At 65.4% G+C, this 21,537-nt stretch carries 22 protein-coding genes; 12 read left to right on the forward strand and 10 right to left on the reverse strand.

Annotated elements, in window-relative coordinates; all coding sequences use genetic code 11:
* The first annotated feature begins 11 nt into the window (after positions 1–11).
* Positions 12–662, forward strand: a complete 651-nt coding sequence (locus CHB90_RS02740) for a MarC family protein (RefSeq protein WP_089276314.1) — start codon at positions 12–14, stop codon at positions 660–662.
* A gap of 75 nt (positions 663–737) precedes the next feature.
* The gene (locus CHB90_RS02745; RefSeq protein WP_089276315.1) at positions 738–1,088 is read left to right on the forward strand and encodes an H-type lectin domain-containing protein; all 351 of its coding nucleotides are present in this window, start codon (positions 738–740) and stop codon (positions 1,086–1,088) included.
* Here CHB90_RS02745 and CHB90_RS02750 read toward each other — a convergent pair.
* Entirely contained in the window at positions 1,082–1,585 is a 504-nt protein-coding gene (locus CHB90_RS02750; RefSeq protein WP_089276316.1) for a hypothetical protein, read from the reverse strand. The two genes, CHB90_RS02745 and CHB90_RS02750, sit on opposite strands and share 7 nt — an antisense overlap.
* A gap of 87 nt (positions 1,586–1,672) precedes the next feature.
* On the reverse strand, positions 1,673–2,680 hold the full coding sequence (locus tag CHB90_RS02755; protein WP_089276317.1) for a ribose-phosphate pyrophosphokinase: 1,008 nt from the start codon (positions 2,678–2,680) through the stop codon (positions 1,673–1,675).
* A gap of 97 nt (positions 2,681–2,777) precedes the next feature.
* On the opposite strand from CHB90_RS02755, the gene CHB90_RS02760 reads away from it, so the two are divergent.
* A complete protein-coding gene (locus CHB90_RS02760) occupies positions 2,778–3,377 on the forward strand; it encodes a 2-hydroxychromene-2-carboxylate isomerase (protein ID WP_089276318.1) in 600 nt (199 codons plus the stop codon).
* Entirely contained in the window at positions 3,377–4,189 is an 813-nt protein-coding gene (locus CHB90_RS02765) for an alpha/beta fold hydrolase (RefSeq protein ID WP_089276319.1), read from the forward strand. Before CHB90_RS02760 ends, CHB90_RS02765 begins: the two co-directional genes overlap by 1 nt.
* A 43-nt stretch (positions 4,190–4,232) precedes the next feature.
* On the opposite strand, the gene plsY is transcribed toward CHB90_RS02765, so the two are convergent.
* The 6 genes from plsY to CHB90_RS02795 are packed head-to-tail and all read right to left on the reverse strand — an operon-like array spanning position 4,233 to position 8,551.
* Complete coding sequence (plsY, locus tag CHB90_RS02770; RefSeq protein WP_245823129.1) at positions 4,233–4,814, reverse strand: glycerol-3-phosphate 1-O-acyltransferase PlsY; 582 nt, start codon at positions 4,812–4,814, stop codon at positions 4,233–4,235.
* A 5-nt stretch (positions 4,815–4,819) separates the two neighbouring features.
* Positions 4,820–6,121 carry a dihydroorotase gene (gene pyrC / locus CHB90_RS02775; RefSeq protein ID WP_089276321.1) on the reverse strand — a complete coding sequence of 434 codons (1,302 nt, stop codon included), beginning with the start codon at positions 6,119–6,121 and terminating at the stop codon, positions 4,820–4,822.
* Positions 6,118–6,504, reverse strand: a complete 387-nt coding sequence (locus tag CHB90_RS02780; protein ID WP_089276322.1) for a hypothetical protein — start codon at positions 6,502–6,504, stop codon at positions 6,118–6,120. The genes pyrC and CHB90_RS02780 overlap by 4 nt, the downstream gene beginning before the upstream one ends.
* Positions 6,501–7,046 carry a hypothetical protein gene (locus CHB90_RS02785; protein ID WP_089276323.1) on the reverse strand — a complete coding sequence of 182 codons (546 nt, stop codon included), beginning with the start codon at positions 7,044–7,046 and terminating at the stop codon, positions 6,501–6,503. The genes CHB90_RS02780 and CHB90_RS02785 overlap by 4 nt, the downstream gene beginning before the upstream one ends.
* Positions 7,047–7,061: 15 nt before the next feature.
* The gene (locus CHB90_RS02790) at positions 7,062–7,604 is read right to left on the reverse strand and encodes an aspartate carbamoyltransferase catalytic subunit (protein ID WP_089276324.1); all 543 of its coding nucleotides are present in this window, start codon (positions 7,602–7,604) and stop codon (positions 7,062–7,064) included.
* Positions 7,601–8,551, reverse strand: coding sequence for an aspartate carbamoyltransferase catalytic subunit (locus tag CHB90_RS02795; protein WP_089276325.1), 951 nt, complete (start codon positions 8,549–8,551; stop codon positions 7,601–7,603). The genes CHB90_RS02790 and CHB90_RS02795 overlap by 4 nt, the downstream gene beginning before the upstream one ends.
* Positions 8,552–8,709: 158 nt before the next feature.
* On the opposite strand from CHB90_RS02795, the gene CHB90_RS02800 reads away from it, so the two are divergent.
* From CHB90_RS02800 to CHB90_RS02820, 5 genes are all read left to right on the forward strand, one after another.
* Positions 8,710–9,492: a uracil-DNA glycosylase gene (locus CHB90_RS02800; protein WP_089276326.1), complete on the forward strand. Its 783-nt coding sequence runs from the start codon at positions 8,710–8,712 to the stop codon at positions 9,490–9,492.
* The gene (locus CHB90_RS02805; RefSeq protein ID WP_089276327.1) at positions 9,489–10,097 is read left to right on the forward strand and encodes a LysE family translocator; all 609 of its coding nucleotides are present in this window, start codon (positions 9,489–9,491) and stop codon (positions 10,095–10,097) included. The genes CHB90_RS02800 and CHB90_RS02805 overlap by 4 nt, the downstream gene beginning before the upstream one ends.
* Positions 10,098–10,174: 77 nt before the next feature.
* The gene (moaB, locus tag CHB90_RS02810; RefSeq protein WP_089276328.1) at positions 10,175–10,717 is read left to right on the forward strand and encodes a molybdenum cofactor biosynthesis protein B; all 543 of its coding nucleotides are present in this window, start codon (positions 10,175–10,177) and stop codon (positions 10,715–10,717) included.
* Between the two features lie 82 nt (positions 10,718–10,799).
* Positions 10,800–12,251, forward strand: a complete 1,452-nt coding sequence (locus CHB90_RS02815; RefSeq protein ID WP_089276329.1) for an efflux RND transporter periplasmic adaptor subunit — start codon at positions 10,800–10,802, stop codon at positions 12,249–12,251.
* A 3-nt stretch (positions 12,252–12,254) separates the two neighbouring features.
* Positions 12,255–15,974 (forward strand): efflux RND transporter permease subunit, encoded by a 3,720-nt coding sequence (locus tag CHB90_RS02820; protein WP_089276330.1) that lies wholly within the window; start codon positions 12,255–12,257, stop codon positions 15,972–15,974.
* 106 nt (positions 15,975–16,080) lie between these two features.
* Here CHB90_RS02820 and CHB90_RS02825 read toward each other — a convergent pair whose 3' ends face one another.
* Entirely contained in the window at positions 16,081–16,902 is an 822-nt protein-coding gene (locus tag CHB90_RS02825) for a protein-disulfide reductase DsbD domain-containing protein (RefSeq protein WP_089276331.1), read from the reverse strand.
* Positions 16,903–17,043: 141 nt separating this feature from the next.
* Here CHB90_RS02825 and CHB90_RS02830 point away from each other — a divergent pair, with 141 nt between their 5' ends.
* Positions 17,044–17,625: a YqgE/AlgH family protein gene (locus CHB90_RS02830; RefSeq protein ID WP_089276332.1), complete on the forward strand. Its 582-nt coding sequence runs from the start codon at positions 17,044–17,046 to the stop codon at positions 17,623–17,625.
* A gap of 30 nt (positions 17,626–17,655) precedes the next feature.
* On the opposite strand, the gene CHB90_RS02835 is transcribed toward CHB90_RS02830, so the two are convergent.
* Positions 17,656–18,597, reverse strand: coding sequence for an L-threonylcarbamoyladenylate synthase (locus CHB90_RS02835; RefSeq protein ID WP_089276333.1), 942 nt, complete (start codon positions 18,595–18,597; stop codon positions 17,656–17,658).
* A gap of 124 nt (positions 18,598–18,721) precedes the next feature.
* Between CHB90_RS02835 and CHB90_RS02840 the strand changes: the two genes are divergently transcribed.
* The gene (locus tag CHB90_RS02840; RefSeq protein WP_089276334.1) at positions 18,722–20,422 is read left to right on the forward strand and encodes an acyl-CoA dehydrogenase family protein; all 1,701 of its coding nucleotides are present in this window, start codon (positions 18,722–18,724) and stop codon (positions 20,420–20,422) included.
* Entirely contained in the window at positions 20,422–21,462 is a 1,041-nt protein-coding gene (locus tag CHB90_RS02845; RefSeq protein ID WP_089276335.1) for an MBL fold metallo-hydrolase, read from the forward strand. The genes CHB90_RS02840 and CHB90_RS02845 overlap by 1 nt, the downstream gene beginning before the upstream one ends.
* Positions 21,463–21,537 lie beyond the last annotated feature (75 nt).

Below are 21,537 nucleotides of genomic sequence, written 5' to 3' on the forward strand. Positions count from 1 at the left end.
AGCTTGCCCATATGGTCTTTGACTTTAGTTCCCTGCTGCGTGAATTCATCACGTTGCTGGTGGTGATCGACCCGATCGGCACGCTGCCTGTGTTCTACTTCGCCACAGCCGCTGTCCCGGCGGCTCTGCATTGGCGCTTTGCCGTGCGGGCGGTCCTTGTCGCCTGGATCGTGCTGATGGGATTCCTTGTGGCCGGGCAGCTCCTGCTCGAAGGGTTGGGCCTGCGCTTTGGGTCTTTCCAGATTGCCGGGGGCATCGTGCTCTTTCTCTTTGCGATGACCATGATCTTTGGCGAGTCCAAACCCCAGCGGGAGATCGAAGAGGCCGGGCGCGGCGACCTGTCCGGCGCGGTCTTTCCCTTGGCGATGCCCTCTATTGCCTCTCCGGGTGCCATGCTGGCCATCGTGGTGCTGACCGACAACCACAAGAACTCGATCCCTGACCAATTGGTCACCGCGGGTCTGCTGACGGTCATCCTTGCCCTGACGCTGGTTCTGCTGCTGTTGGGGACGTTCCTGAAAAAGGTACTGGGAAATTCCGGCGCCTCGGTCATTTCCCGCGTGATGGGGATCATCCTTGCCACGGTCGCGGTGGATGCCATCCTTGTCGGGCTGGATGCGGTTGGTGTCCTGACCGTTGATGCACCCACAAGCCTACTCTGAGTGTAACTGCCTTGCGCCCTTCACATTTTTGCCGGATTGCCCAATTATTCACAGTGCGCGAACAAAGGGCATGAAATGAAGAAACTGACCGGCAGCCGAATTGGCGTGGACCAAGGCGACGATGAAGTCTTTTCGGAATTTGCCACAGGTGGCGAGATGTGGACCGGAGAGGGCAGCCGCGAGCGCCGAAAACGCGTCCGTTTTTCCGAAGCCTTCCGCACGCCGCCTGCGGTTCATGTGGGCCTGTCGCTTTGGGATGTGGATCAGCGCGCCAACGTCCGCGCCGAACTCGTTGCCGAAAACATCGGCAAGGAGGCGTTCGATCTGGTCTTTCGCACCTGGGCCGATACCCGCATTGCGCGCGTTCGGCTCAGCTGGATGGCCCTCGGTGAGGTGTCCAGCGAGGACGACTGGGATCTTTACTGAGCGTTCTGCGGCGGCAGGTTCGTGGTCAGACGCTCTAGGATCACCGGAACCTCCTCTGGCGTCAGCCTGCCGTGCTCTGCCAGAAAATCGGCAATGTCGCGCCCGCTGTAGCGCCCGGTCAACTGACCGTCCCGGGTGATCAGCTTGACCTCGGACAACAGAACAGCGCGCTGATGGCAAACATAACATTTCTGCTGAAACAGCTGGCTGCCCTCCTGGATGGACGTGAAATGCCGCATCAGCACAGCGACCTCTGCCGCCGAAATCCGTCCGTGCCCGGACGCAAGGAACTCGAACACCGGCACGCCGTTGCTGCGACCCACCAGGCCGTCGCCGGTCATCATCAGGCTTTCAAACACAAAATCGCCCGCATGGGCGGCATGGCATTTGGCGCAGGCGCCTTCATACAGTTGATGCGCATCGGTCTGCTGCGCCGAGACCTCAAAGGCCCCCAGCAGCGCCACCAGACCGATCAGCCAAACCCTTGTGAACGACATCGCATACCTCATCCTGAGCTGTTTGCCAGATTGCATGTGCATCCGGCGCGCTCCATGATCCGCGTCAAACCGGGCCCCGACGGCCCCTCAGAGGATTCCCTCGTAGATCGGTCCCAGCGTTCCGGTTTCAAACAGCGACGACACGCTGGTGCCGTTCCAGATGTTCAGGATCGCCTGCGCTAACATCGGCGCGGTCGGCAGGATGCGGATGTTCGGCGCGGCGGCAACGGCGGCAGAGGGCTGGATCGAATCCGTCAGCACCAGCGATTTCATCACTGAATTCGTGATCCGCTCGACCGCCGGTCCGGACATGACGCCGTGGCTGATATAGGCATGAACCTCGGTCGCGCCGTGTTCCATCAGCACCTCCGCCGCCTTGCACAGGGTGCCCGCCGTGTCACACATGTCGTCCACGATGATGCAGCGTTTGCCCTCGACGCTGCCGATCACCGTCATTTCGGCCACTTCACCCGGCTTTTCGCGGCGCTTGTCGACAATCGACAGAGGGGCCTCGATCCGCTTGGCCAGCTCGCGCGCCCGCGCCACGCCGCCGACGTCGGGCGAAATCACCATCACGTCGCTGAGATCCTCGAACTGGTTCTTGATATCCAGCGCAAAGATCGGCGAGGCATAGAGGTTGTCAACCGGAATATCGAAAAAGCCCTGGATCTGGGCCGCGTGCAGGTCCATCGTCAGCACCCGTTCGATCCCGGCCTCGGCGATCATGTTCGCCACCAGCTTGGCGGTGATCGGTGTGCGCGCCTTGGTACGGCGATCCTGTCGGGCATAGCCGAAATAGGGGATCACGGCGGTGATGCGCGCCGCCGACGACCGGCGCAAAGCGTCGGCCATGATCAGCAGTTCCATCAAGTTGTCGTTCGCCGGGTTCGACGTCGACTGCATGATGAACATATCCTCGCCGCGGACGTTCTCGAACACCTCGACAAAGATTTCCTGATCGTTGAACTGTTCGACACGGGCGTCGACCAGTTTGACGCTCATCCCGCGATACAGCGACATGCGGCGGGCGACGGCTTCGGCCAACGGTCTGTTGGCGTTACCGGAAATGATCTTGGGTTCGATGACGGTGGGCATGGGGCATGGCCTTCGGCAGGTGACGGATTCGTGACATTGCGGTCCGGTTAGCATGCGCCTAACGTCTGCGCCAGCGCAGGACCCAGGAGGCGACGACATGGCCCATATCGACTATTTCCTTTCCACGATTTCCCCCTTCACCTATTTCGCGGGTTTGCGGCTGGAGGAGATCGCCGCCAAACACGGCGCCACCATCGCCTACAAGCCGATCGACATCATCGCCCTGTTCGGGCGCACCGGCGGCACCCCTCCGGGGCAACGGCACCAGAATCGGCAGGCGTACCGGCTGCAGGAGCTGGCGCGCGCCTCGGCCAAGACCGGACTGCCCTATCACGAAAAACCAGCGCATTTCCCGACCAATGCCGCGCCGTCCTCCTACGCGGTGATCGCGGCGCAAAAGGCGGGTGGCGGCGACCTGGGCAAACTGTGTCACAGCCTGCTCGCGGCCGTCTGGGCCGAAGAAAGGGATATTGCAGAGGATGCGGTGATCAAATCCTGCCTCGAAGGTGCGGGCTTTGACCCCGCGCTGGCCGACACCGGCCTGCTGACCGGGGCAGAGATCTATCCAGCCAACCTCGAAGAGGCGGTTGAAAAAGGCGTGTTCGGCGCGCCCTTTTACGTCGTGGACAGCGGCCAGCTGTTCTGGGGCAATGACCGGCTTGACGATCTGGACGCGCATCTCGCGGGCAAGCTCTGATGCGTGACCACAGCGCCGGTTCTGACCTGAACTGGCGCACATGGGGAAACGGGCCAGCCCAAGTGCTGGCCCTGCACTGCGGTCTGGGACAGGGCGGAATGTGGCGGGCGGCGGCCGCGCCGCTGTTGGATCGCTGCACTGTGCGCGCGCCCGATCTGCCGGGGCATGGCAAAAGCCCGCCGTTCCCGGTTGGCGAGGACGTGCACGACGCGGCCTGCGCCACCGTGCGCCCGCACCTGACCGATGGCATCCACCTTGTCGGCCACAGCTTTGGGGCGACCCTTGCCCTGCGCCTCGCACTGGGGTCGCCCGCGCGGATCGCCTCGCTGACGCTGATAGAGCCGGTGTTCTTTGCCGCCGCCGCCGACAGCGCGCTCAAACGCGACCACAAGGCGGCGGAGGACGCGCTGTACGCCGAATGTGAAGCAGGCAACCTGAGGCAAGGCGCGCGGCTGTTCAACCGGCTGTGGGGCGGCGGCGTGCCTTGGGACAGCTTTCCGGACAAGGTGCAGCAAGCCATGGCCCGGCAGATGCCCTTTGTCTGCGCCACCGAACCGGCGCTTTGGCAGGACCGTGCAGGGATGCTGGCAAAAGGCGGGCTAGAGCGGATTACATGTCCGGTCTCCCTGTTGCGCGGATCGCAAACCGTGCCGATCATCGCAGAGGTTCACAAAGGTCTCATGGACCGCCTGCCCCTGGCCCGCGAAACCGTCGTCGAGGGCGCGGGCCACATGGTGCTGCTCAGCCATCCGCAGGCGGTCACACAGGCGCTTGCCAAGGCGCTCACCGACCCCAACGCTTCTTCTTTGTAAAAACACCCCGGGGGGAGGCCGAAGGCCGGGGGGCAGCGCCCCCTTACTTTTGCCCGATCTTTGGCTCTGTCCCGGCGCGCAGCCGCGCGATATTGGCCGAATGCCGCCACCAGACCAGCGCCGCCAGCACCACGCCGCTGACCAGCAGTTCGGGCCGCCCCGTCACCACCATCCAGACCAGCGACCCGGCCGAGGCCGCCAGCGCCCCCACCGACGACACCCGCGACAGATAGGCCGCCAGCGCCCATGTGGCGCAGCACAGCAGGCCCACCGGCCAGGCCAGTGCCAGCATCAGGCCCAGAAATGTCGCCACGCCCTTGCCGCCCTTGAAGCCCAGCCAGACCGGAAAGCAATGCCCGGCAAAGGCCGCGACACCGGCCACCTGCATGACCCAGATATCGCCGCCAAAACCCCAGGCCAGCAGCACCGCCATGGCCCCCTTGCCGCCGTCCAGCAGCAGCGTCGCCAGGGCGGCAGGTTTGTTGCCGGTGCGCAGCACGTTGGTGGCGCCGATGTTGCCCGACCCGATCTTGCGCAGATCACCCAGCCCCATGGCGCGAGAGATCAGCACACCAAAGGGCACTGAACCCAGCAGATAGCCCAGAACCGCCCAGAGGATCATCATGCCGCTCATCCCTCGAATACCCGTCGTCCGCCGACCCATGTGCCCAGAACGCGCCCTTGCAGACGTGCGCCGTCAAACGGCGTGTTCTTGGATTTTGAGCGCAGCTTGAACCTGTCCAGCACAATCGGCTTGTCCGCGTCGAACAGCACAAGATCCGCAGGCGCACCCTTGGCGATCCGCCCGCAATCCAGACCCAGCCGCCGCGCCGGGTTATACGACAGCGCGCGAAACAGCGTGGTCAGCTCCAACTCCCCGCCGTGATACAGGCGCAGCAACACCGGCAGCATGGTTTCCAGCCCCACAGCCCCGCTGGCGGCCTCTTCAAACGGCAGGCGCTTGCTCTCCTCGTCCTGCGGCGAGTGATAGCTGCCGATGATGTCGATCAGCCCGCTGCGGACCGCCTCGACAATCGCTTGCCGGTCCTCCTCAGAGCGCAGCGGCGGTGTCACCTTGAAGAAGGTGCGATAGTCGGCCACGTCCAACTCATTCAGCGTCAGGTGATGCATCGAGGTGCCGGCGGTCACGTCAAAGCCGTTGGCCTTGGCGCGTTCCAGCGCGGGCAGGGCGCGGGCGGTGGTGATCTTGTCGGCGTGATAGCGCACGCCCGTCATCTCGATCAGGGCGATGTCGCGGTCCAGCCCCATGCGTTCCGCCATCGGCGACACGGCGGGCAGGCCGCGCAGGGTCGCGAACTTGCCGCTGGTCACCGACGCCCCCTTGGACAGGCCGGGGTCCTGCGGGTGGGCGATGATCAACGCGCCAAGGCTGCGGGCATAGGTCATGGCACGGCTGAGCACCTTGGTGTCGCTGACCACATGGGTGCAATCGGTAAAGGCCACTGCCCCGGCATCCATCAGAAAGCCGATCTCTGTCATTTCGCGCCCCTGCCGCCCCTTGGTCAGGGCGGCCATGGGCAGGACGTTGACAGGGGCCTCTTCCATCGCGCGGCGGCGGATGAACTCCAGCGCCTCTGGCGTGTCGATGCAGGGCAGGGTGTCGGGCCGGGTGACCATGGTGGTCACGCCACCCGCCGCCGCCGCCTGACCGGCGCTGCCATAGCTTTCCTTGTGCCGCTCTCCCGGCTCTCCGACCTTGACGCCGATGTCGACAATGCCGGGGGCGAGAAAGGCATTGCCCGCGTCGACACGATCCGGCGAGATGTTTCGCGCGCGAAACATATCTTCAATATCAATGCCTTGCGTTAATACTTCGGTAATCTTTCCGGCCTCGACCAGCACCGCGCCGGGGGTGATGGTGCCAGCCTCGGGGTCGATCAGTCGGGCGTTGTGGATCAGTGTCGTGGTCATTCGTGGCCTCGTGGGCGGGCGGCCTCGATGCGGGCCTTGGTGGCCTGCGGGTCCGCCTGAAACTTGATCAGGTGTTTGTCGCCAGTCCGGGTGATCACCTGAACGGCGGCCCCGATGGTGCGCAGTTTGTCGATGTCGGACAACGCCACGCGGCGGCCCTGTGGCCCTTCGAGCGTGTCGCCGGTCATTTGCCAGATATGGCCCATTTCCTCATCCATCAGATACCAGCCACGCAGCGCGACGGCGGCCAACCCGCCGATGGCGCCGGTCCAGACATGCGGATTGCCCAGCGCCCAGAGGATCGCCATGCCGACCGCCATCGCCACGGCGGCCATGATCCAGTGGGTGCGGATATAGGTGAGACGGTCAGGTGGGAATGTCATGGCTCGCCCCGTTGAATGTCGCGAAACAGGCCATAGACCTCACGCGCGTCGGCGATATGTTCAAAGCCGATGCGCACGTCGCGGTAGCCGTTCTTGGTCCGCTGCCGTTCTGTGGCAAAGAACACCGACCCCAGCGCGCCGGTCTCCAGCGTCAGCGGGCTGTCCTTGGCAATCGGATAACTCTTGAGCGTCTTGCCGCGCAGCGGCACGTTGGACGCAACAAAGGCGCGCTGATCGGTCAGCGTGTACCAGGTGTGTCGGCGCAGATAGGGACGCCCCAGCACCGGCCACAGCACAATGGCCACGCCGACGCCGAAATGCAGCAGGCCGAACATCCAGAACGATCCGCCCGCGCCCCACACCAGCGCCATCCAGACCAGCGCAAAACCACCAAAGAACAGCCCGAACACCATCAACGCATAGTCGCCGCCGCGCAGGTGGATGCCGCTGTCGGGGCGGCCTTGCCAGTGGATCGACTCGCCGGGATCAAGAATGCCGTCCCAACCGGGCGGCGCCTGGGCGGGGGCGTCGGGCAGGGTCATGTCAGGCCACCCCGCTCATACCAGCGCCAGCCAGAGCACCAGCGCCAGAACCAGCGCGATGGCGGCCAGGATCAGCTTGAGCAGACCGGAATTGCCGCGAGAGGTGGAGGCGGGCGCGCCGCCCGATCCCTGCCCGCGCGCGGATTTGGACGTGACCTTGGGGCCCTTGGGGGCCGGGCGCGCGCCGGAATAGCTGCCGATCAGTTTGAGCGGGCTGGAAATGGTCAGGGTCTGCGAGGTCGCATCGAAGGCCTGCGGCGGCAGCACAAGGACATGGCCCCGGAGCGCATCAAGACGCGTCCGGTCATCGCCCAATGCGCGGGCCTGTACGTCATATGCCTCTGCAAGGTAGCGCGACAGCGGCATCTCGTCCAAATCCCGGATCGACACGACGTCGACAAACGCCTCTCGCAGACGAAGGGCCCCAAGCGCGTATTTCAGCGGCCACTCGCCAGTCCCCGCCATCTGGGTGAATCGCTCGACCGCCTCGGGCGGCAGATCCAGATGCAGCACACGCACCGTGCCGGTGTCCGAACTGTTAACCTCAACCTGTGTCATGCGATGACCTCTGTCGGGCGGGCGCGCAGGTTGCGGGCCAGCAGATCCATCGCGGCCATACGCACCGCCACGCCCATTTCGACCTGATCCTGAATGACGGAGCGGTTGATGTCATCCGCCAGGGTGCCGTCAATCTCGACGCCACGATTCATCGGGCCGGGGTGCATGACAATCGCATCTTCCTTGGCATAGGACAGCTTGTCCGCGTCCAGACCGTAACGGTGGTAATACTCGCGCTCGGAGGGGATGAACCCGCCATCCATGCGTTCCTTTTGCAGGCGCAACATCATCACCACATCCACGCCCTTCAATCCCTCGCGCATGTCGTCAAAGATCTCGACCCCGAAGGCGTCGATGCCCGCAGGCATCAGGGTGGACGGCCCGATCAGCCGGATGCGGTTTTCCATCTTGTGCAGCAGCAGCAGGTTCGACCGCGCCACGCGGCTGTGGGCGATGTCGCCGCAGATCGCGATGGACAGCCGGTGCAGCCGCCCCTTGGCGCGGCGGATCGTCAGCGCGTCCAGCAGCGCCTGTGTCGGGTGTTCGTGCCGCCCGTCGCCGGCATTCAGCACCGCGCAGTTGACCTTTTGCGCCAGCAGGTCGACCGCTCCGGAATGCGGGTGGCGCACCACCAACAGGTCGGGGTGCATGGCGTTCAGGGTCATCGCCGTGTCGATCAGCGTCTCGCCCTTTTTGATAGAAGACGCCTGCATCGACATGTTCATGACGTCCGCACCCAAACGTTTGCCCGCCAGTTCAAAACTGGCCTGCGTGCGGGTGGAGTTTTCAAAGAACATGTTGATCTGCGTCAGACCGGCCAGCGCATTGGCGTGCTTGTCGCGGCGGCGGTTGAAATCGACGTATTGGTCCGACAGATCGAGAATCGTGGTGATCTCATCCGGACGCAGGGGTTCGATCCCCAACAGGTGACGGTGGTCGAAGCGCATCAGGTCCCCTCGGCGGCGTTTGCCCTTCTTAGGTTTGAGGGACGGGCGGGGCAAGCCTCTGGCGGCGTGTTGCGCGGCCGGGTTGGAAGATGGGTATTTTTACAGAGAAGAAACACGGGCGATTTTCTTCCTCTGTGGCGGGCGCTACGGTGCCGGACATGGATCACATGGACTGGTACGCCGCAAAGGCGCTTTTGGAATGGCAGATGGAGATGGGGGTGGACGCGGCGCTGTGCGACGCGCCTGTCGACCGTTTTGCCGCCGAGGCGGACCTGCGGGCGCAGCATGCCGAGCGGGTGAGACAACCGGGTGTGGCGACTGCCGCGCCCGCGCCCAAGGTCGCGGAGGTCGATCCGGTGGCGGAGGCGCGCGCCCTGGCGGCGGCGGCGCAGGATCTGGACGGGTTGCGCGCGGCCATGGCCGGGTTTGAGCATTGCCAGTTGAAAAAGGGCGCGCGCAATCTGGTGTTTGCCGATGGCGCACCGGGCGCGCGGGTCATGCTGGTGGGGGAGGCCCCGGGCCGGGATGAGGATTTGCAGGGCAAGCCGTTTGTGGGCCGCGCCGGGCAGTTGCTGGACCGGATGCTGGCCGCGGTGAGTCTGAGCCGGGCCGATACGGTCTATATCACCAATGTCCTGCCGTGGCGGCCGCCGCAGAACCGCGATCCCAAGCCGGACGAGATTGCCATGCTGATGCCCTTCCTCCAGCGCCATATCGCGCTGGTCAATCCCGATCTGCTGGTGATCATGGGCAACACCTCGGCGCAGGCCCTGTTGGGGCGGCGCGGCATCACCCGGTTGCGCGGCCAGTGGCAAGAGGCGGCCGGTCGTCCCGCGTTGCCGATGCTGCATCCCGCCTATCTGTTGCGGACCCCACATGCCAAGCGCGAGGCCTGGGGGGATTGGCTGGCGCTGAAGGCGCGGTTGAGGGCATTGAAATGATCGCCGATCCGATCCTGTTGCTGGCGTTCATTCCGGTGGGTCTGGCGCTGAACGCCACGCCGGGTCCGGACATGATGTTTTGTCTGGCGCAGGGGTTGCGCGGCGGTGCGCGTTGCGGCTGGGCCGCCTCTGCCGGCGTTGCGCTGGGGGGCATGGTACATGTCCTGCTGGCGGGGTTGGGGCTGGTGGCCCTTGTGGCGGCTGTGCCGGGCGCCTTTGACGTGATCCGCTGGGGCGGGGCGGCCTATCTGGCGTGGATCGCGTGGAAGACGTTGCGAACACCCATCGCGGGCAGCGACGCCCCGGTGATGGTGCCTGCCAGGGCGGCGCGGCAGGGCTTTGTGGTCAATATCACCAACCCAAAGTTCATCCTGTTTGTGCTGGCCTTTGTGCCGCAGTTCATCGACCCCACGCTGCCGGTGCTGCCGCAGTTCCTGATTTACGGGCTGCTCATGTCGACCGGCGGGCTGCTGGTCAACGGGCTGGTCGGGCAATTTGCCGGCCAGATGCGGCGGTATCTGCACAGCGGCGCGACCACGGAGCGCGCCCTGCGCTATGGCTGTGCCACGCTGTTTGGCGGGCTGGCGCTCCGGCTGGCGATCTGAGGGCTGACCTTTCGTCCGCTTGACACGGTCGTCGCGCTGCCGACAGTGCGCGGGGTTCACTGTCCCGGAGAGATCCCATGCCCCGCATCGACGAAACAAAACACTTCATTCCGGTCCGCATTGCCGTCCTGACGGTGTCGGACACGCGGGGCCTGGCCGAGGATCGGTCTGGCGACACACTGGTGCAGCGGTTGACCGAAGCGGGTCATATTCTGGCAGATCGCGCAATCGTGAAGGACGAGCGGGCAGAGATTGCCGACCATTTGCGCGCCTGGATTGCCAATCCGGAGGTGGACGTGGTGATCTCGACCGGCGGCACCGGATTGACGGGCCGCGACGTGACGGTTGAGGCGCACAGGGATGTCTACGAAAAGGAGATCGATGCCTTTGGCACGGTGTTCACCATGGTTTCCTACCAGAAAATCGGCACTTCGGCGGTGCAAAGCCGCGCCACGGGGGGTGTTGCCGGCGGCACTTATCTGTTTGCCTTGCCCGGCTCGACCGGGGCCTGCAAGGACGCCTGGGACGAGATTTTGCGCTGGCAGCTGGACTATCGCCACCTGCCTTGCAACTTTGTCGAGATTTTTCCCCGACTCGACGAACATCAGCGACGGAAGTGATCGGCACTTGCGTATAATCCGATAGGGTTGGAAAGACCCCCTGTGCCGCTATTTCTGCGGTGTGGTCCGCGGAGTTGTAAAAATGCGTTTTCTGCGAAAGAGCCTGACCGGGCTGTTCCTGTTGTCGATAACCCTTGGCCTGCTGGCCTTTGCCGGGATCATGGTGCGGGATGCCGTTGTCGCACAAATGGCCAAGGAGGCCGTTGTGCCACAGGCGCGCGAACGTGTCTTTTCGGTCAACGTCGTGTCTGTCCAGTTGGAAACGGCGGTGCCCGTCCTGACCTCTTTCGGTGAGGTGCAAAGCCGCCGAACATTGGAAATCCGCGCAGCGGCGGCCGGGACGGTGGTGAAACTGGACCCGGCCTTTGTCGAAGGCGGGCAGGTGACAGGGGGGCAGGTGCTGGCGCTGATCGACCCGGCGAATGCCCAGGCCGCGCTGGACCGCGCCGAAAGCGATTTGCTGGACGCCCGCGCCGAGGTCCGCGAGGCCGAGCGCGCGCTGATCATTGCGCGCGATGAACTGACCGCTGCCGAGGATCAGGTGGTGCTGCGTGAGACCGCGCTGCGGCGCCAGCGCGACCTGCTGGAACGCAATGTCGGCACGGCAGCGGCGGTAGAATCGGCGGAACTGTCCTTGTCCAGTGAACGGCAGGCAGTGCTGACCCGGCGGCAGGCGGTTGCCACCGCCGAGGCGCGGATAGATCAGGCCGCAACACGGCTGCGCCGGGGTGAGATCGCCCGCGACGAGGCCGAGCGGCGTCTGGACGACACCGAAATCCGCGCCGAGTATGCTGGTACGTTGTCGGATGTGACGGTTGTGGCCGGGCGGTTGGTGTCGACCAACGAGCAATTGGCGCAATTGGTGGACCCGCAGGCGCTGGAGGTCGCGTTCCGTGTCTCGACCCAGCAATACGCGCGTCTGCTGGATGAGGCAGGCAAGCTGCGCGGCGCGCCGGTGACGGTGACGCTGGATTTCTATGGCACCAACATTTCGGCGCAGGGCGTGATCTCCCGCGAGGGGGCCGCCGTGGGCGAGGGCCAGACCGGCCGTCAGCTGTTTGCCACGCTAGAGGCGCCGCGCGGGTTCAAACCCGGTGATTTTGTTACCGTCAGCATCGAGGAGGCCCCGCTGGACTATGTCGCGCGCCTGCCGGCGACGGCGGTGAATGCCGCACAAGAAGTGCTGGTTGTCGGGGCGGAGGACCGGCTGGAAACGGTGCAGGTGGACGTGTTGCGGCGGCAGGGCGACGACGTTCTGGTCCGCGGGCGGAACATGGCGGACCGTGAGGTGGTGGCCCAGCGCACGCCGCTGCTGGGCGCGGGCATCAAGGTCAAGCCGCTGCGCCAGGGCGCGGCACCAGACGTTCCGGACATGGTCGAACTGACGGATGAGCGGCGCGCGAAACTGGTCGCCTTCATCGAGGAAAACACCCGGATGCCGGAGGCGGCCAAGACCCGCCTGCTGGCACAGTTGTCGCAAAAACAGGTGCCGACAGAGATGGTCGAGCGCCTTGAATCCCGTATGGGGGGCTAAGATATGGCGCGCGCACTTCCCACTGCTGCTGGCGGTCTGTTCGGCTACTTTGTGCGCCATCCCACGGTGGCCAACCTGCTGCTGGTCATGATGCTGGCCGCCGGGGCCTTTGCGGTTCCCAACATGCGGGCGCAGTTCTTCCCCGACGTGATCATTGATGAAATTGACGTCACTGTGACCTGGGACGGGGCCGGGGCCGAGGATGTGGACGCCGCCATTGTGCAGGTGCTGGAGCCGACGCTGCTGTCGGTGGATGGGGTGATTTCCTCCACCGCCGTGTCGCGAGAGGGCCGCGCCGCGATCGAACTGGAATTTGAACCGGGCTGGGACATTGCCCGCGCCGCCGACGATGTTCAGCAGGCGGTGGATGCAATCAACACCTTGCCAGAGGACGCCGACGACCCGAACGTGCGCCGGGGCGGCTGGCGTGACCGGGTTACCGATCTGGTGATCACCGGGCCGGTCGGTGTCGATCAACTGGCGCGCTTTGCCGATGAGATGATCGTGCGTCTGTTCGCCGAGGGTGTGACCCAGACCTCGATCCGGGGTTTAGCCGCGCCGCAGACGGTGATCGAGGTGCCAGTCCAGAATCTGATCGCCCACGGTATCACCATGGTCGAGATTTCAGAGGCCATCGCCGCCGAGGTGCAGGCCGACCCGGCAGGTGACGTCGCGGGCGCGGGCGCGCGGGTGCGCACCGGGATCGAGAAACGCTCTGCCGATGCCATTGCGGCGATTGTGTTGCGCTCGAACCCCGGCGGCACCAACCTGACCGTCGGTGACGTGGCGCGCATCCGGGTCGAGGGGATCGACCGCGAGCGCAGCTATTTTGTTGGTCAGAACCCGGCGATCTCGATCCGGGTCGACCGATCTGCCGGGGGCGACGCCATCGGCATTCAGGCCACGGTCGAAAAGGTCGCCGCCGAGCTGACCGCAGCCCTGCCCGAAGGTGTCGGGATCGACCTGATCCGCACTCGGTCAGAGGCGATCACCGGCCGTCTGAATATTCTGATCGACAACGCGGTGACCGGGCTGGCGCTGGTTGTGGCGCTGCTGTTCCTGTTTCTCAACACCCGCACCGCGTTCTGGGTGGCGGCGGGGATTCCCACTGCGCTGCTGTCGGCCATTGCGCTGATGTATGTCGCCGGGCTGACGATCAACATGATCTCGCTTTTTGCGCTGATCATCACGCTGGGCATCGTGGTGGATGACGCCATCGTGGTGGGCGAACACGCCGACCACCTGTCCCGCCATGGACACAGCCCGTTCGAGGCCGCAGAGGGCGCGGCCCAACGCATGGCCCTGCCGGTGTTTTCGGCGACCATCACCACGGTCATTGCCTTCTTTGGTCTTGTGGCCATCGGCGGACGGTTCGGCGATTTGATCTCGGATATTCCGTTTACAGTGATCGTGGTGCTGATGGCCTCGCTGGTCGAATGTTTCCTGATCCTGCCCAACCACATGGCCCATGCGCTGAAACCACGCCCCCAAACGGCGACCAAGCTGTGGCGCGCTGGGCTGGGGGTGCTGGGCGTGACGCTGGTCTGTGTGCTGGCGGTGGCGCTGGCGGTGTTGGCGGCACTGGCGCTGCCCGGCGTGCTGGAGGCTGTGTGGGGCGTATTCGCCGATGCACCAGAGGCGGTTGTCGCGGCCCGGCAATGGGCGATGGACCTGCGCGCCGCCCTGTGGGCCGATCTCCCGCTGGTCCTTGGCGGGCTTGCGGCGCTGTTCGCGACGGGCATCGTGATCCGGTTGGCGCTGATGCCCACGGCATCGCGCGCGGTCGCGCTGCGCACCCTGTCGGATGGCGGTATCGACATGGCCTCGACCCTGGTCAATCGTGGCTTTCGCTGGGTGCGAGAGACGCTGTTCCGGCCCTTTATGCGTGGGGTGATCGCTGCGCGGTATGCGGTCTTTGCGCTGCTGACGCTGGCGCTGGCAACGCAGATCACCGCCTTTGTCAACGGAGACGTGACCTGGCGCTTTTTCAACTCGCCCGAGCAGGGCTCGGTGACCGGCAACTTTGCCATGTCCCCCAGCGCCACGCGGGCGGATACGCTGGAACAGATGCGCCTGTTTCAGGAGGCGACAGAGGCCTTGGGCCGCGAATATGAAGAACGCTATGGCACCAACCCGCTGGATTATGTGCTGGCCGAAATCGGCGGCAATGCGGGGCGCTCGCTGCCCGGTGCCGATACCAAGGACCCGGAACAACTTGGCGCCATTTCCATCGAACTGATCGACGCTGACCTGCGGCCCTATTCGTCGTTCGCCTTTGTCGGCGAATTGCAGGACCGCGTGACCCGCCACCCGCTGGCGGAAACCATCTCTTTCCGGGGCTGGCGCGGCGGGCCGGGCGGCGATTCGCTGGATGTGCAGTTCTATGGCGCGGGGTCGGAGACGCTGAAGGCCGCCGCCGAGGATCTCAAGGAGGCTGTTCTGCGGTTCCCCGAGGTCTCGGCGGTCGAGGACAACCTGTCGTATGACAAGGATGAGCTGATCCTTGAACTGACGCCACAGGGGCTGGCGCTGGGCTTTGACATCGACGGGCTGGGGCGCACCCTGCGCAACCGGCTGGGCGGGATCGAGGCCGCGACCTATCCCGATGGTCCGCGCTCTGCCGAGATCCGGGTGGAGCTGCCAGAGGATGAGCTGACCGCCGATTTCATGGAGCGGATGCAGTTGCGCACCGCCGCCGGGGCCTATGTGCCGCTGGCGGACATTGTCCGCGTGGACCGCCGCACCGGGTTCTCGACCGTGCGGCGCGAAAACGGGCTGCGGTTGGTGTCGGTCACCGGGGACATTTCCGAGGACGATGCCGCCCGCGCCGAGGCCGTGGTCAAGGCGTTGCAAGAGGAAATCCTGCCGGAAATCGCTGCAAACCGGCAGGTGGAGTACCGCCTTGCCGGACTGGCCGAACAGGAAAACGAGTTCCTGACCGACGCGCGCAACGGGCTGATCATGGTGCTGCTGGGGATCTACCTTGTGCTGGCCTGGGTCTTTGCCAGTTGGACGCGGCCCTTTGTGGTCATGGCGATTGTGCCATTCGGCCTTGTGGGGACCATCTATGGTCACGCGATCTGGGACATCCCGCTGAGCATGTTCACCGTGGTGGGATTGCTGGGCATGACCGGCATCATCATCAACGACTCGATCGTTCTGGTGACGCAGATCGACGCCTACGCCAAGGACCGGGGGCTGATCCCCTCGATAATCGACGGCGCAGCGGATCGTTTGCGGGCGGTGTTCCTGACCACGGCGACCACGGTGCTGGGCCTTGCGCCGCTGCTGTACGAATCCTCGTCGCAGGCGCAGTTTCTTAAGCCGACAGTGATCACGCTGGTCTACGGGCTGGGGTTTGGCGTGGTGCTGGTGCTGATGATCGTGCCCGCGCTGGTGGCGATCCAGCATGACGTCGGGCGACAGGTGGCGGCGCTGAAACGCGGCATGCGGTTCCGGGATGCGGCGGTGCGCAGCGTGCTGGTGATCGGGGCGGCGCTGATGCTGGGCTGGCTGGCGGCGACGCTGGGCTATACCGCGTGGACCGGGACACTGTTGCCCGCGCTGGCGGGTTGGATGCCGCAGGGCATGTCGCCGACACTTGCAGCGCTGGTCCTGTTCCTGATGGGGGCAGTGGTGGTGCCTCTGGCGCTGTACCTGATCAGCGGTCTGGTCGTCGCCGCCCGCCGTCTGATGGGCCGATCCGCAGGGACGGTCGGCTAACCGGCGCGCCGGACCGCAGGCAAAGGCCCCGGGTCAGGACCGGGGCGCGCACTATGCGGGGCAGCGGCGTTCTGCGTCGATTGCCCGTGATATCAGTCAGTGCGGGTCAGCCGGTGCAGCCGCGAATGTCGACCGGCATCCTGCCGCCCAGAACGGTGATCCGCAGGCCAGAGCGGTCCAGCGCAAAGGCCCCGCCGGACATATGCGTGACACGGGTTTGTGCCACCAGCTGTCCGCCCTGCCATCCGGTGTCCGGGTCAGCAATCCACAGGTTGGGATCGGCGGCCTCGATCACGGTTTCCTCACGCCCGGTGCCGCGTGGCATGTCGATGGCAACACGCAGGCCCATACCGTCGGCGCGCGGGGTGATCTTGCACGCCACATGGGTGACCCCCGCATCGCTGGCCCCAAACGGCACATCGGCCATGGCGGCGGCAATCGCCGGGTCCGGTTTGGTCTGATCGGCAGGCAGGACCGCCGAGACCCGGATACGGTGCGGCAGGCAGACGTCCTTGCAGATGCCGATGTCGATGACCCCACCCAGCCGCGCATCGCGGCCAGAGTCCTGCAGCCGCACCTTCAGCGGCAGGATCACGCCGCCCTTGTAGCCGACCGACCGCATCCCCGATTGCCAGAAAACCTGCGGCGCGGGCCAGTAGACGCCGATGGCGGCCATGTTCTGGGCGCCGCGCCAATCGAATTGTGGCGGGATGCCCGCATCGCCCGGGCTGCGCCAATAGGTCTTCCATCCCGGCGCCAGCTTGAGGTGCAGGGCGGCCATGTGGTCGCCATTGGGCAGCCGCCAGCCGGGCAGCAATTGCGCCTCGACCACGTCGTCATAGGACTGGGCAGCGGCCTGTGTGGCAGCCAGTGTCGTGGCAAGGGCGGGCATCAGGGCCAGCAGGATCGTCAGGGCAAAACGTTTCATGACCTAGGCATGTGCCGCGTTTGCGCAGAAATGAAAAGTCACGTTCAAGCGAACGCAGCGTGGCTCTGACGAAGATGTGACGCACTTGTCAGTCCCGGCGCGCGCCGTCATGTTACTCCTGTTCGCAAGAAGGGGAGGCCCATGGCCGTCGCACAGGCAACCGAATCCACCAATCTGACCGGGCATCTGCTGATCGCCATGCCGGGCATGGGGGATCCGCGGTTCGAACACAGCGTGGTGTTCATCTGCGACCACTCCGACGAAGGCGCGATGGGGCTGATCGTCAACAAGGCCAGCAAAGACGTCGACATGCCGACGCTGCTGGCGCAGCTAGATATTGAATCGGCCCATGATCTGTCGCATCGCACGGTGCATTTCGGCGGTCCAGTGGAAATGGGGCGCGGATTTGTCCTGCACACGCCGGACTATCAATCCATCGTGACCACGCTGGAGGTCCGCGATGACATCCACATGACCGCGACGCTGGACATCCTTGAGGATCTTGCCAAGGGCGACGGCCCGGACAAGTGGATGATGATGCTGGGCTACGCCGGCTGGGCGGCGGGGCAGTTGGAAAGCGAGATCGCCCAGAACGGTTGGCTGGTCTGCGACGCCAGCCCCGCGTTGATCTTTGACCACCGGGATGCGGGAAAATGGGAGGCGGCGCTGGCCACCCTGGGCGTGGCGGCATTGGCGCTGAGTTCCGAAGGCGGTCGCGCCTGATGACCTCATTTTCTGACACCCGGTCCGGGTCTAGCGTTCCGCAGCCGCGCGGCTGAGGCGGTCGTTGATCGCCACGCCCAGCCCCAGGTGCGGGATCGGTGAAATGGCGATGACCGGCGCGCCGGTGGCATCAAGCCGGTGCAGATACTCGAACAGATTGGCCGCAGCCTCTGTCAGATCCTCGGCAGGGGACAGGTTCAGGTCACAGTCCACCGCGCCGAATCCCAGCCGCGCCTCGCCCGGTTCGAATTCGACCGCGTTCAGCCGGACACTGGCCCTTGGCGCATAATGTGAGCGGGTCTGGCCGGGCGCGTTGATCCCGTCGGTTTCGCGTCGCAGCGCGATATGGGTATTCAGGGCGGCGCTCAGGGCCTCTTCGGTGATGCCGCCGGGGCGCAACAGCGTCGGCGGCGTGCCGGTCAACCCGAGGATCGTCGATTCAAGGCCGACAGCGCAGGGGCCGCCATCAACCACCGCCTCTATCCGGTCGCCCAGATCGGCCATCACATGCGTCGCGCGGGTCGGGCTGATCTGGCCGGATCGGTTGGCAGAGGGCGCGGCCACCGGCCCGTCAAAGAGGCGCAGCAGGTTCTGCGCCACTGGCGCGGCAGGCATCCGCACCGCCAGACTGTCCAGTCCCGCCGTCACCAGCCGTGAGATCCCCGCATCCGCGCGCAGCGGCAGCACCAGCGTCAAGGGGCCGGGCCAAAAGGCATCGGCCAGCGCCTGCGCCGCCTCGGACCAGTGTACCAGCGTCTTTACCTGCTCCAGCTCGGCGCAATGCACGATCAGCGGGTTGAACTCGGGCCGACCCTTGGCAGCAAAGATGCGCGCCACGGCGCGGTCCTGCCGGGCATCGGCGCCCAGTCCGTAAACCGTCTCTGTCGGGAAGGCGACCAGCCCGCCATCGGTCAACAGACCGGCGGCGCGGCTCAGATCCTGCGTGCTGGCGCTCAGGCGAAGGGCGGGCATCGCGGCGGTCCTCTCGTGACGCGGCGTTCTGGTTGCGGCGGGGGCGGGGGCGTCTACCCTCTGCCACATGCCTGCGGGCGTGCTACAAGAGCTGCGCCAGCTTGCCAAGACAGAGGAGAACCCCATGCCCTATCGTGCGCCAATCGATGCCTATATGCGGCTTTTGCGCGACGTTGTCGGTTATGACCGCGTCGCCGGGACAGAGCGGTTTGGTGAGGCGACGCCGGACATGGTCGCCGCCATCCTCGGCGAGGCTGGCAAACTGTGCGAAGAGGTGTTGGCCCCCTTGCAGCGGTCCGGTGACCTTGACCCGGCGCGACTGGAAAATGGCAAGGTGCGCACCTCCAAGGGGTTTGCCGACGGCTACAGGGCAATGGCCGAGGGCGGCTGGATCGCCACCTCCGCGCCAGAGGAATTTGGCGGCATGGGCCTGCCGTTGACGGTGACGACCTGCGTCAACGACATGGTCGGCGCGGCCTGCCTGTCGTTGCAACTGAACCCGCTGATGAGCCAAGGCCAGATCGACGCGCTGGAACATCACGCCAGCGATGAGTTGCGCAACCTCTACCTGCCCAAGCTGATCTCTGGCGAATGGGCCGGCACCATGAACCTGACCGAACCGCAGGCCGGGTCCGACGTCGGCGCGCTGTCGTCCAAGGCGGTGCCAAATGACGATGGCACCTACGCGATCACCGGGCAAAAAATCTATATCTCGTGGGGCGACAACGATTTTACCGAAAACGTCTGCCACCTTGTGCTGGCGCGGCTGCCCGATGGCGTGCCCGGCACCAAGGGCATCAGCCTGTTTCTGGTGCCCAAGCTGATCCCGGATGACAACGGCAATCCCGGCGTGGCCAATGACCTGCATGTGGTCAGCCTTGAACACAAGATGGGGCTGCACGGCTCACCGACCTGCGTGATGCAGTATGACGGCGCCAAGGGCTGGCTGGTCGGCGAACCGCACGACGGTATGCGCGCCATGTTCACCATGATGAACAACGCCCGCCTTGGCGTGGGTGTGCAGGGCGTCAGCGTGGCTGAGGGCGCGCTGCAACACGCGCTGACCTATGCGCAGGAGCGCAAGCAGGGCCGCACCCCCGAGGGCACCATCATCGGCCACGCCGATGTGCGCCGGATGCTGGCCACCATGCGCGCCGAAACCTTTGCCGCCCGCGCCATTGCGCTGTCGCTGGCGGTGGCCATCGACACCGGCAACGCGACCGGCGATGCGGAATGGACCGCGCGCGCCGCGCTGCTGACCCCCATCACCAAGGCCTTTGGCACCGAAACCGGCATCAAGGTCGCCGACATGGGCATTCAGGTGCATGGCGGCATGGGCTTTATCGAGGAAACCGGCGCGGCGCAGTACCTGCGCGACGTCCGGGTCACCGCGATCTACGAGGGCACCAACGGCATTCAGGCGATGGACCTTGTCGGGCGCAAGATGATGGATGGCGGCGAGGCCGCCTTTGCCCTACTGGACGAAATCGAAGCCGGGGCAGAGGCCGCGCGCGCCGACCTGCCGGATCTGGCAGAGGCGGTCTGGCAATCGGCCGAATCGCTGCGCGAGACCACAGAGGCACTGCTGGCCCGCGAGATGCCCGACCGTTTCGGCGGCGCGCTGCCATATCTGCGTGGCTTTGCCCGCGTTTTGGGCGCGCATTTCCACCTGCGCGCCGCGATGGCGGCACCGGACAGTGCCGATGCGCGGCTGGCGGCGTTCTACATCCTGCGGATGTTGCCGGAACACGCCGGTCTGCTGGCCGAGGCGCGCGCCGATGTCAGCGCGCTGGGCAACCTCAGCACCGAGGATCTGGTGGCGTGATGGACGGCACGGCACAGACAATACGCTATCCGTGGGAAACCCCGCCGGAACCGGGGCAGGCCATCGAACTGGCCGAGGGCGTGTTGTGGATGCGCCTGCCGCTGCCGATGAAGCTGGACCATGTGAACGTCTATGCGCTGGACGACGGCGACGGCTGGACCGTGGTCGACACCGGCTTTGCCTCCAACACGTCGCGCCGGATCTGGGGCGACCTGATGGCCGGGCCGCTGGGCGGCAAACCGGTGCGCCGGGTCATTGTCACCCATCACCACCCCGATCACATGGGACTGGCGGGCTGGTTCCAGTCTGCGCATGGCGCGGAACTGGTGACAACGCGCACCGCTTGGCTGTTTGCGCGGATGTTGCAACTGGACGCACAGGACCGGCCGACGCAGGAAACACTGGACTATTGGCGCGGCGCGGGGATGGACCCGGACATTCTGGCCGAACGCATGGCCGAACGCCCGTTCAACTTTGCCGATTGCGTGGCCCCGATGCCGCTGGGCTTTACCCGCATCAAGCAGGGGGACACGCTGCGCGTCGGGGGCCGGACTTGGGACGTGCATATCGGCAACGGCCACGCGCCGGAACATGCAACCCTGTGGTCGCGCGACGATGATCTGGTGCTGGCGGGCGATCAGATCCTGCCCTCGATCAGCTCCAACCTTGGGGTCTACGCGACAGAGCCAGAGGCAGACCCGGTGGCGGGCTGGCTGGAAAGCTGTGAGCGGTTGGGCGCGCTGGCGCGTCCCGGTCATCTGGTGATGGGCGGGCACAAACTGCCCTTTACCGGGCTGACCCCGCGCATGACCCAACTGATCGAGAATCACCATAGCGCGCTGAACCGGTTGCACGCTTATCTGACCACCGCCCAGACAGCGGGGGAGTGTTTTCCACCGCTGTTCAAACGCCGGATCGGCAGCGGCGAATACGGTCTGGCCCTGGTCGAGTCGATGGCCCATTGCCTGCACCTGTGGCACGCGGGCCGCGCCACGCGCAGCCGCCGTGACGACGGGGCATGGGTGTTTCAGGCGGTTTGATTCGGGGGGGTGACGGCGCGTACTGCGCAAACTTCGGGCACTATGGGTCACACCTGCGTGGGCCGCGACATCCTT

It is taken from the genome of Antarctobacter heliothermus, assembly GCF_900188425.1.
Taxonomy (GTDB): Bacteria; Pseudomonadota; Alphaproteobacteria; order Rhodobacterales; family Rhodobacteraceae; genus Antarctobacter; species Antarctobacter heliothermus.

What these genes read in the sequence shown, in the direction of transcription:
- CHB90_RS02740 (WP_089276314.1), top strand. Translation starts at nt 12, where the DNA reads ATGGTCTTTGACTTTAGTTCCCTGCTGCGTGAATTCATCACGTTGCTG.
- CHB90_RS02745 (WP_089276315.1), top strand. Translation starts at nt 738, where the DNA reads ATGAAGAAACTGACCGGCAGCCGAATTGGCGTGGACCAAGGCGACGAT.
- CHB90_RS02750 (WP_089276316.1), bottom strand. Translation starts at nt 1,585, where the DNA reads ATGTCGTTCACAAGGGTTTGGCTGATCGGTCTGGTGGCGCTGCTGGGG.
- CHB90_RS02755 (WP_089276317.1), bottom strand. Translation starts at nt 2,680, where the DNA reads ATGCCCACCGTCATCGAACCCAAGATCATTTCCGGTAACGCCAACAGA.
- CHB90_RS02760 (WP_089276318.1), top strand. Translation starts at nt 2,778, where the DNA reads ATGGCCCATATCGACTATTTCCTTTCCACGATTTCCCCCTTCACCTAT.
- CHB90_RS02765 (WP_089276319.1), top strand. Translation starts at nt 3,377, where the DNA reads ATGCGTGACCACAGCGCCGGTTCTGACCTGAACTGGCGCACATGGGGA.
- plsY (WP_245823129.1), bottom strand. Translation starts at nt 4,814, where the DNA reads ATGATGATCCTCTGGGCGGTTCTGGGCTATCTGCTGGGTTCAGTGCCC.
- pyrC (WP_089276321.1), bottom strand. Translation starts at nt 6,121, where the DNA reads ATGACCACGACACTGATCCACAACGCCCGACTGATCGACCCCGAGGCT.
- CHB90_RS02780 (WP_089276322.1), bottom strand. Translation starts at nt 6,504, where the DNA reads ATGACATTCCCACCTGACCGTCTCACCTATATCCGCACCCACTGGATC.
- CHB90_RS02785 (WP_089276323.1), bottom strand. Translation starts at nt 7,046, where the DNA reads ATGACCCTGCCCGACGCCCCCGCCCAGGCGCCGCCCGGTTGGGACGGC.
- CHB90_RS02790 (WP_089276324.1), bottom strand. Translation starts at nt 7,604, where the DNA reads ATGACACAGGTTGAGGTTAACAGTTCGGACACCGGCACGGTGCGTGTG.
- CHB90_RS02795 (WP_089276325.1), bottom strand. Translation starts at nt 8,551, where the DNA reads ATGCGCTTCGACCACCGTCACCTGTTGGGGATCGAACCCCTGCGTCCG.
- CHB90_RS02800 (WP_089276326.1), top strand. Translation starts at nt 8,710, where the DNA reads ATGGATCACATGGACTGGTACGCCGCAAAGGCGCTTTTGGAATGGCAG.
- CHB90_RS02805 (WP_089276327.1), top strand. Translation starts at nt 9,489, where the DNA reads ATGATCGCCGATCCGATCCTGTTGCTGGCGTTCATTCCGGTGGGTCTG.
- moaB (WP_089276328.1), top strand. Translation starts at nt 10,175, where the DNA reads ATGCCCCGCATCGACGAAACAAAACACTTCATTCCGGTCCGCATTGCC.
- CHB90_RS02815 (WP_089276329.1), top strand. Translation starts at nt 10,800, where the DNA reads ATGCGTTTTCTGCGAAAGAGCCTGACCGGGCTGTTCCTGTTGTCGATA.
- CHB90_RS02820 (WP_089276330.1), top strand. Translation starts at nt 12,255, where the DNA reads ATGGCGCGCGCACTTCCCACTGCTGCTGGCGGTCTGTTCGGCTACTTT.
- CHB90_RS02825 (WP_089276331.1), bottom strand. Translation starts at nt 16,902, where the DNA reads ATGAAACGTTTTGCCCTGACGATCCTGCTGGCCCTGATGCCCGCCCTT.
- CHB90_RS02830 (WP_089276332.1), top strand. Translation starts at nt 17,044, where the DNA reads ATGGCCGTCGCACAGGCAACCGAATCCACCAATCTGACCGGGCATCTG.
- CHB90_RS02835 (WP_089276333.1), bottom strand. Translation starts at nt 18,597, where the DNA reads ATGCCCGCCCTTCGCCTGAGCGCCAGCACGCAGGATCTGAGCCGCGCC.
- CHB90_RS02840 (WP_089276334.1), top strand. Translation starts at nt 18,722, where the DNA reads ATGCCCTATCGTGCGCCAATCGATGCCTATATGCGGCTTTTGCGCGAC.
- CHB90_RS02845 (WP_089276335.1), top strand. Translation starts at nt 20,422, where the DNA reads ATGGACGGCACGGCACAGACAATACGCTATCCGTGGGAAACCCCGCCG.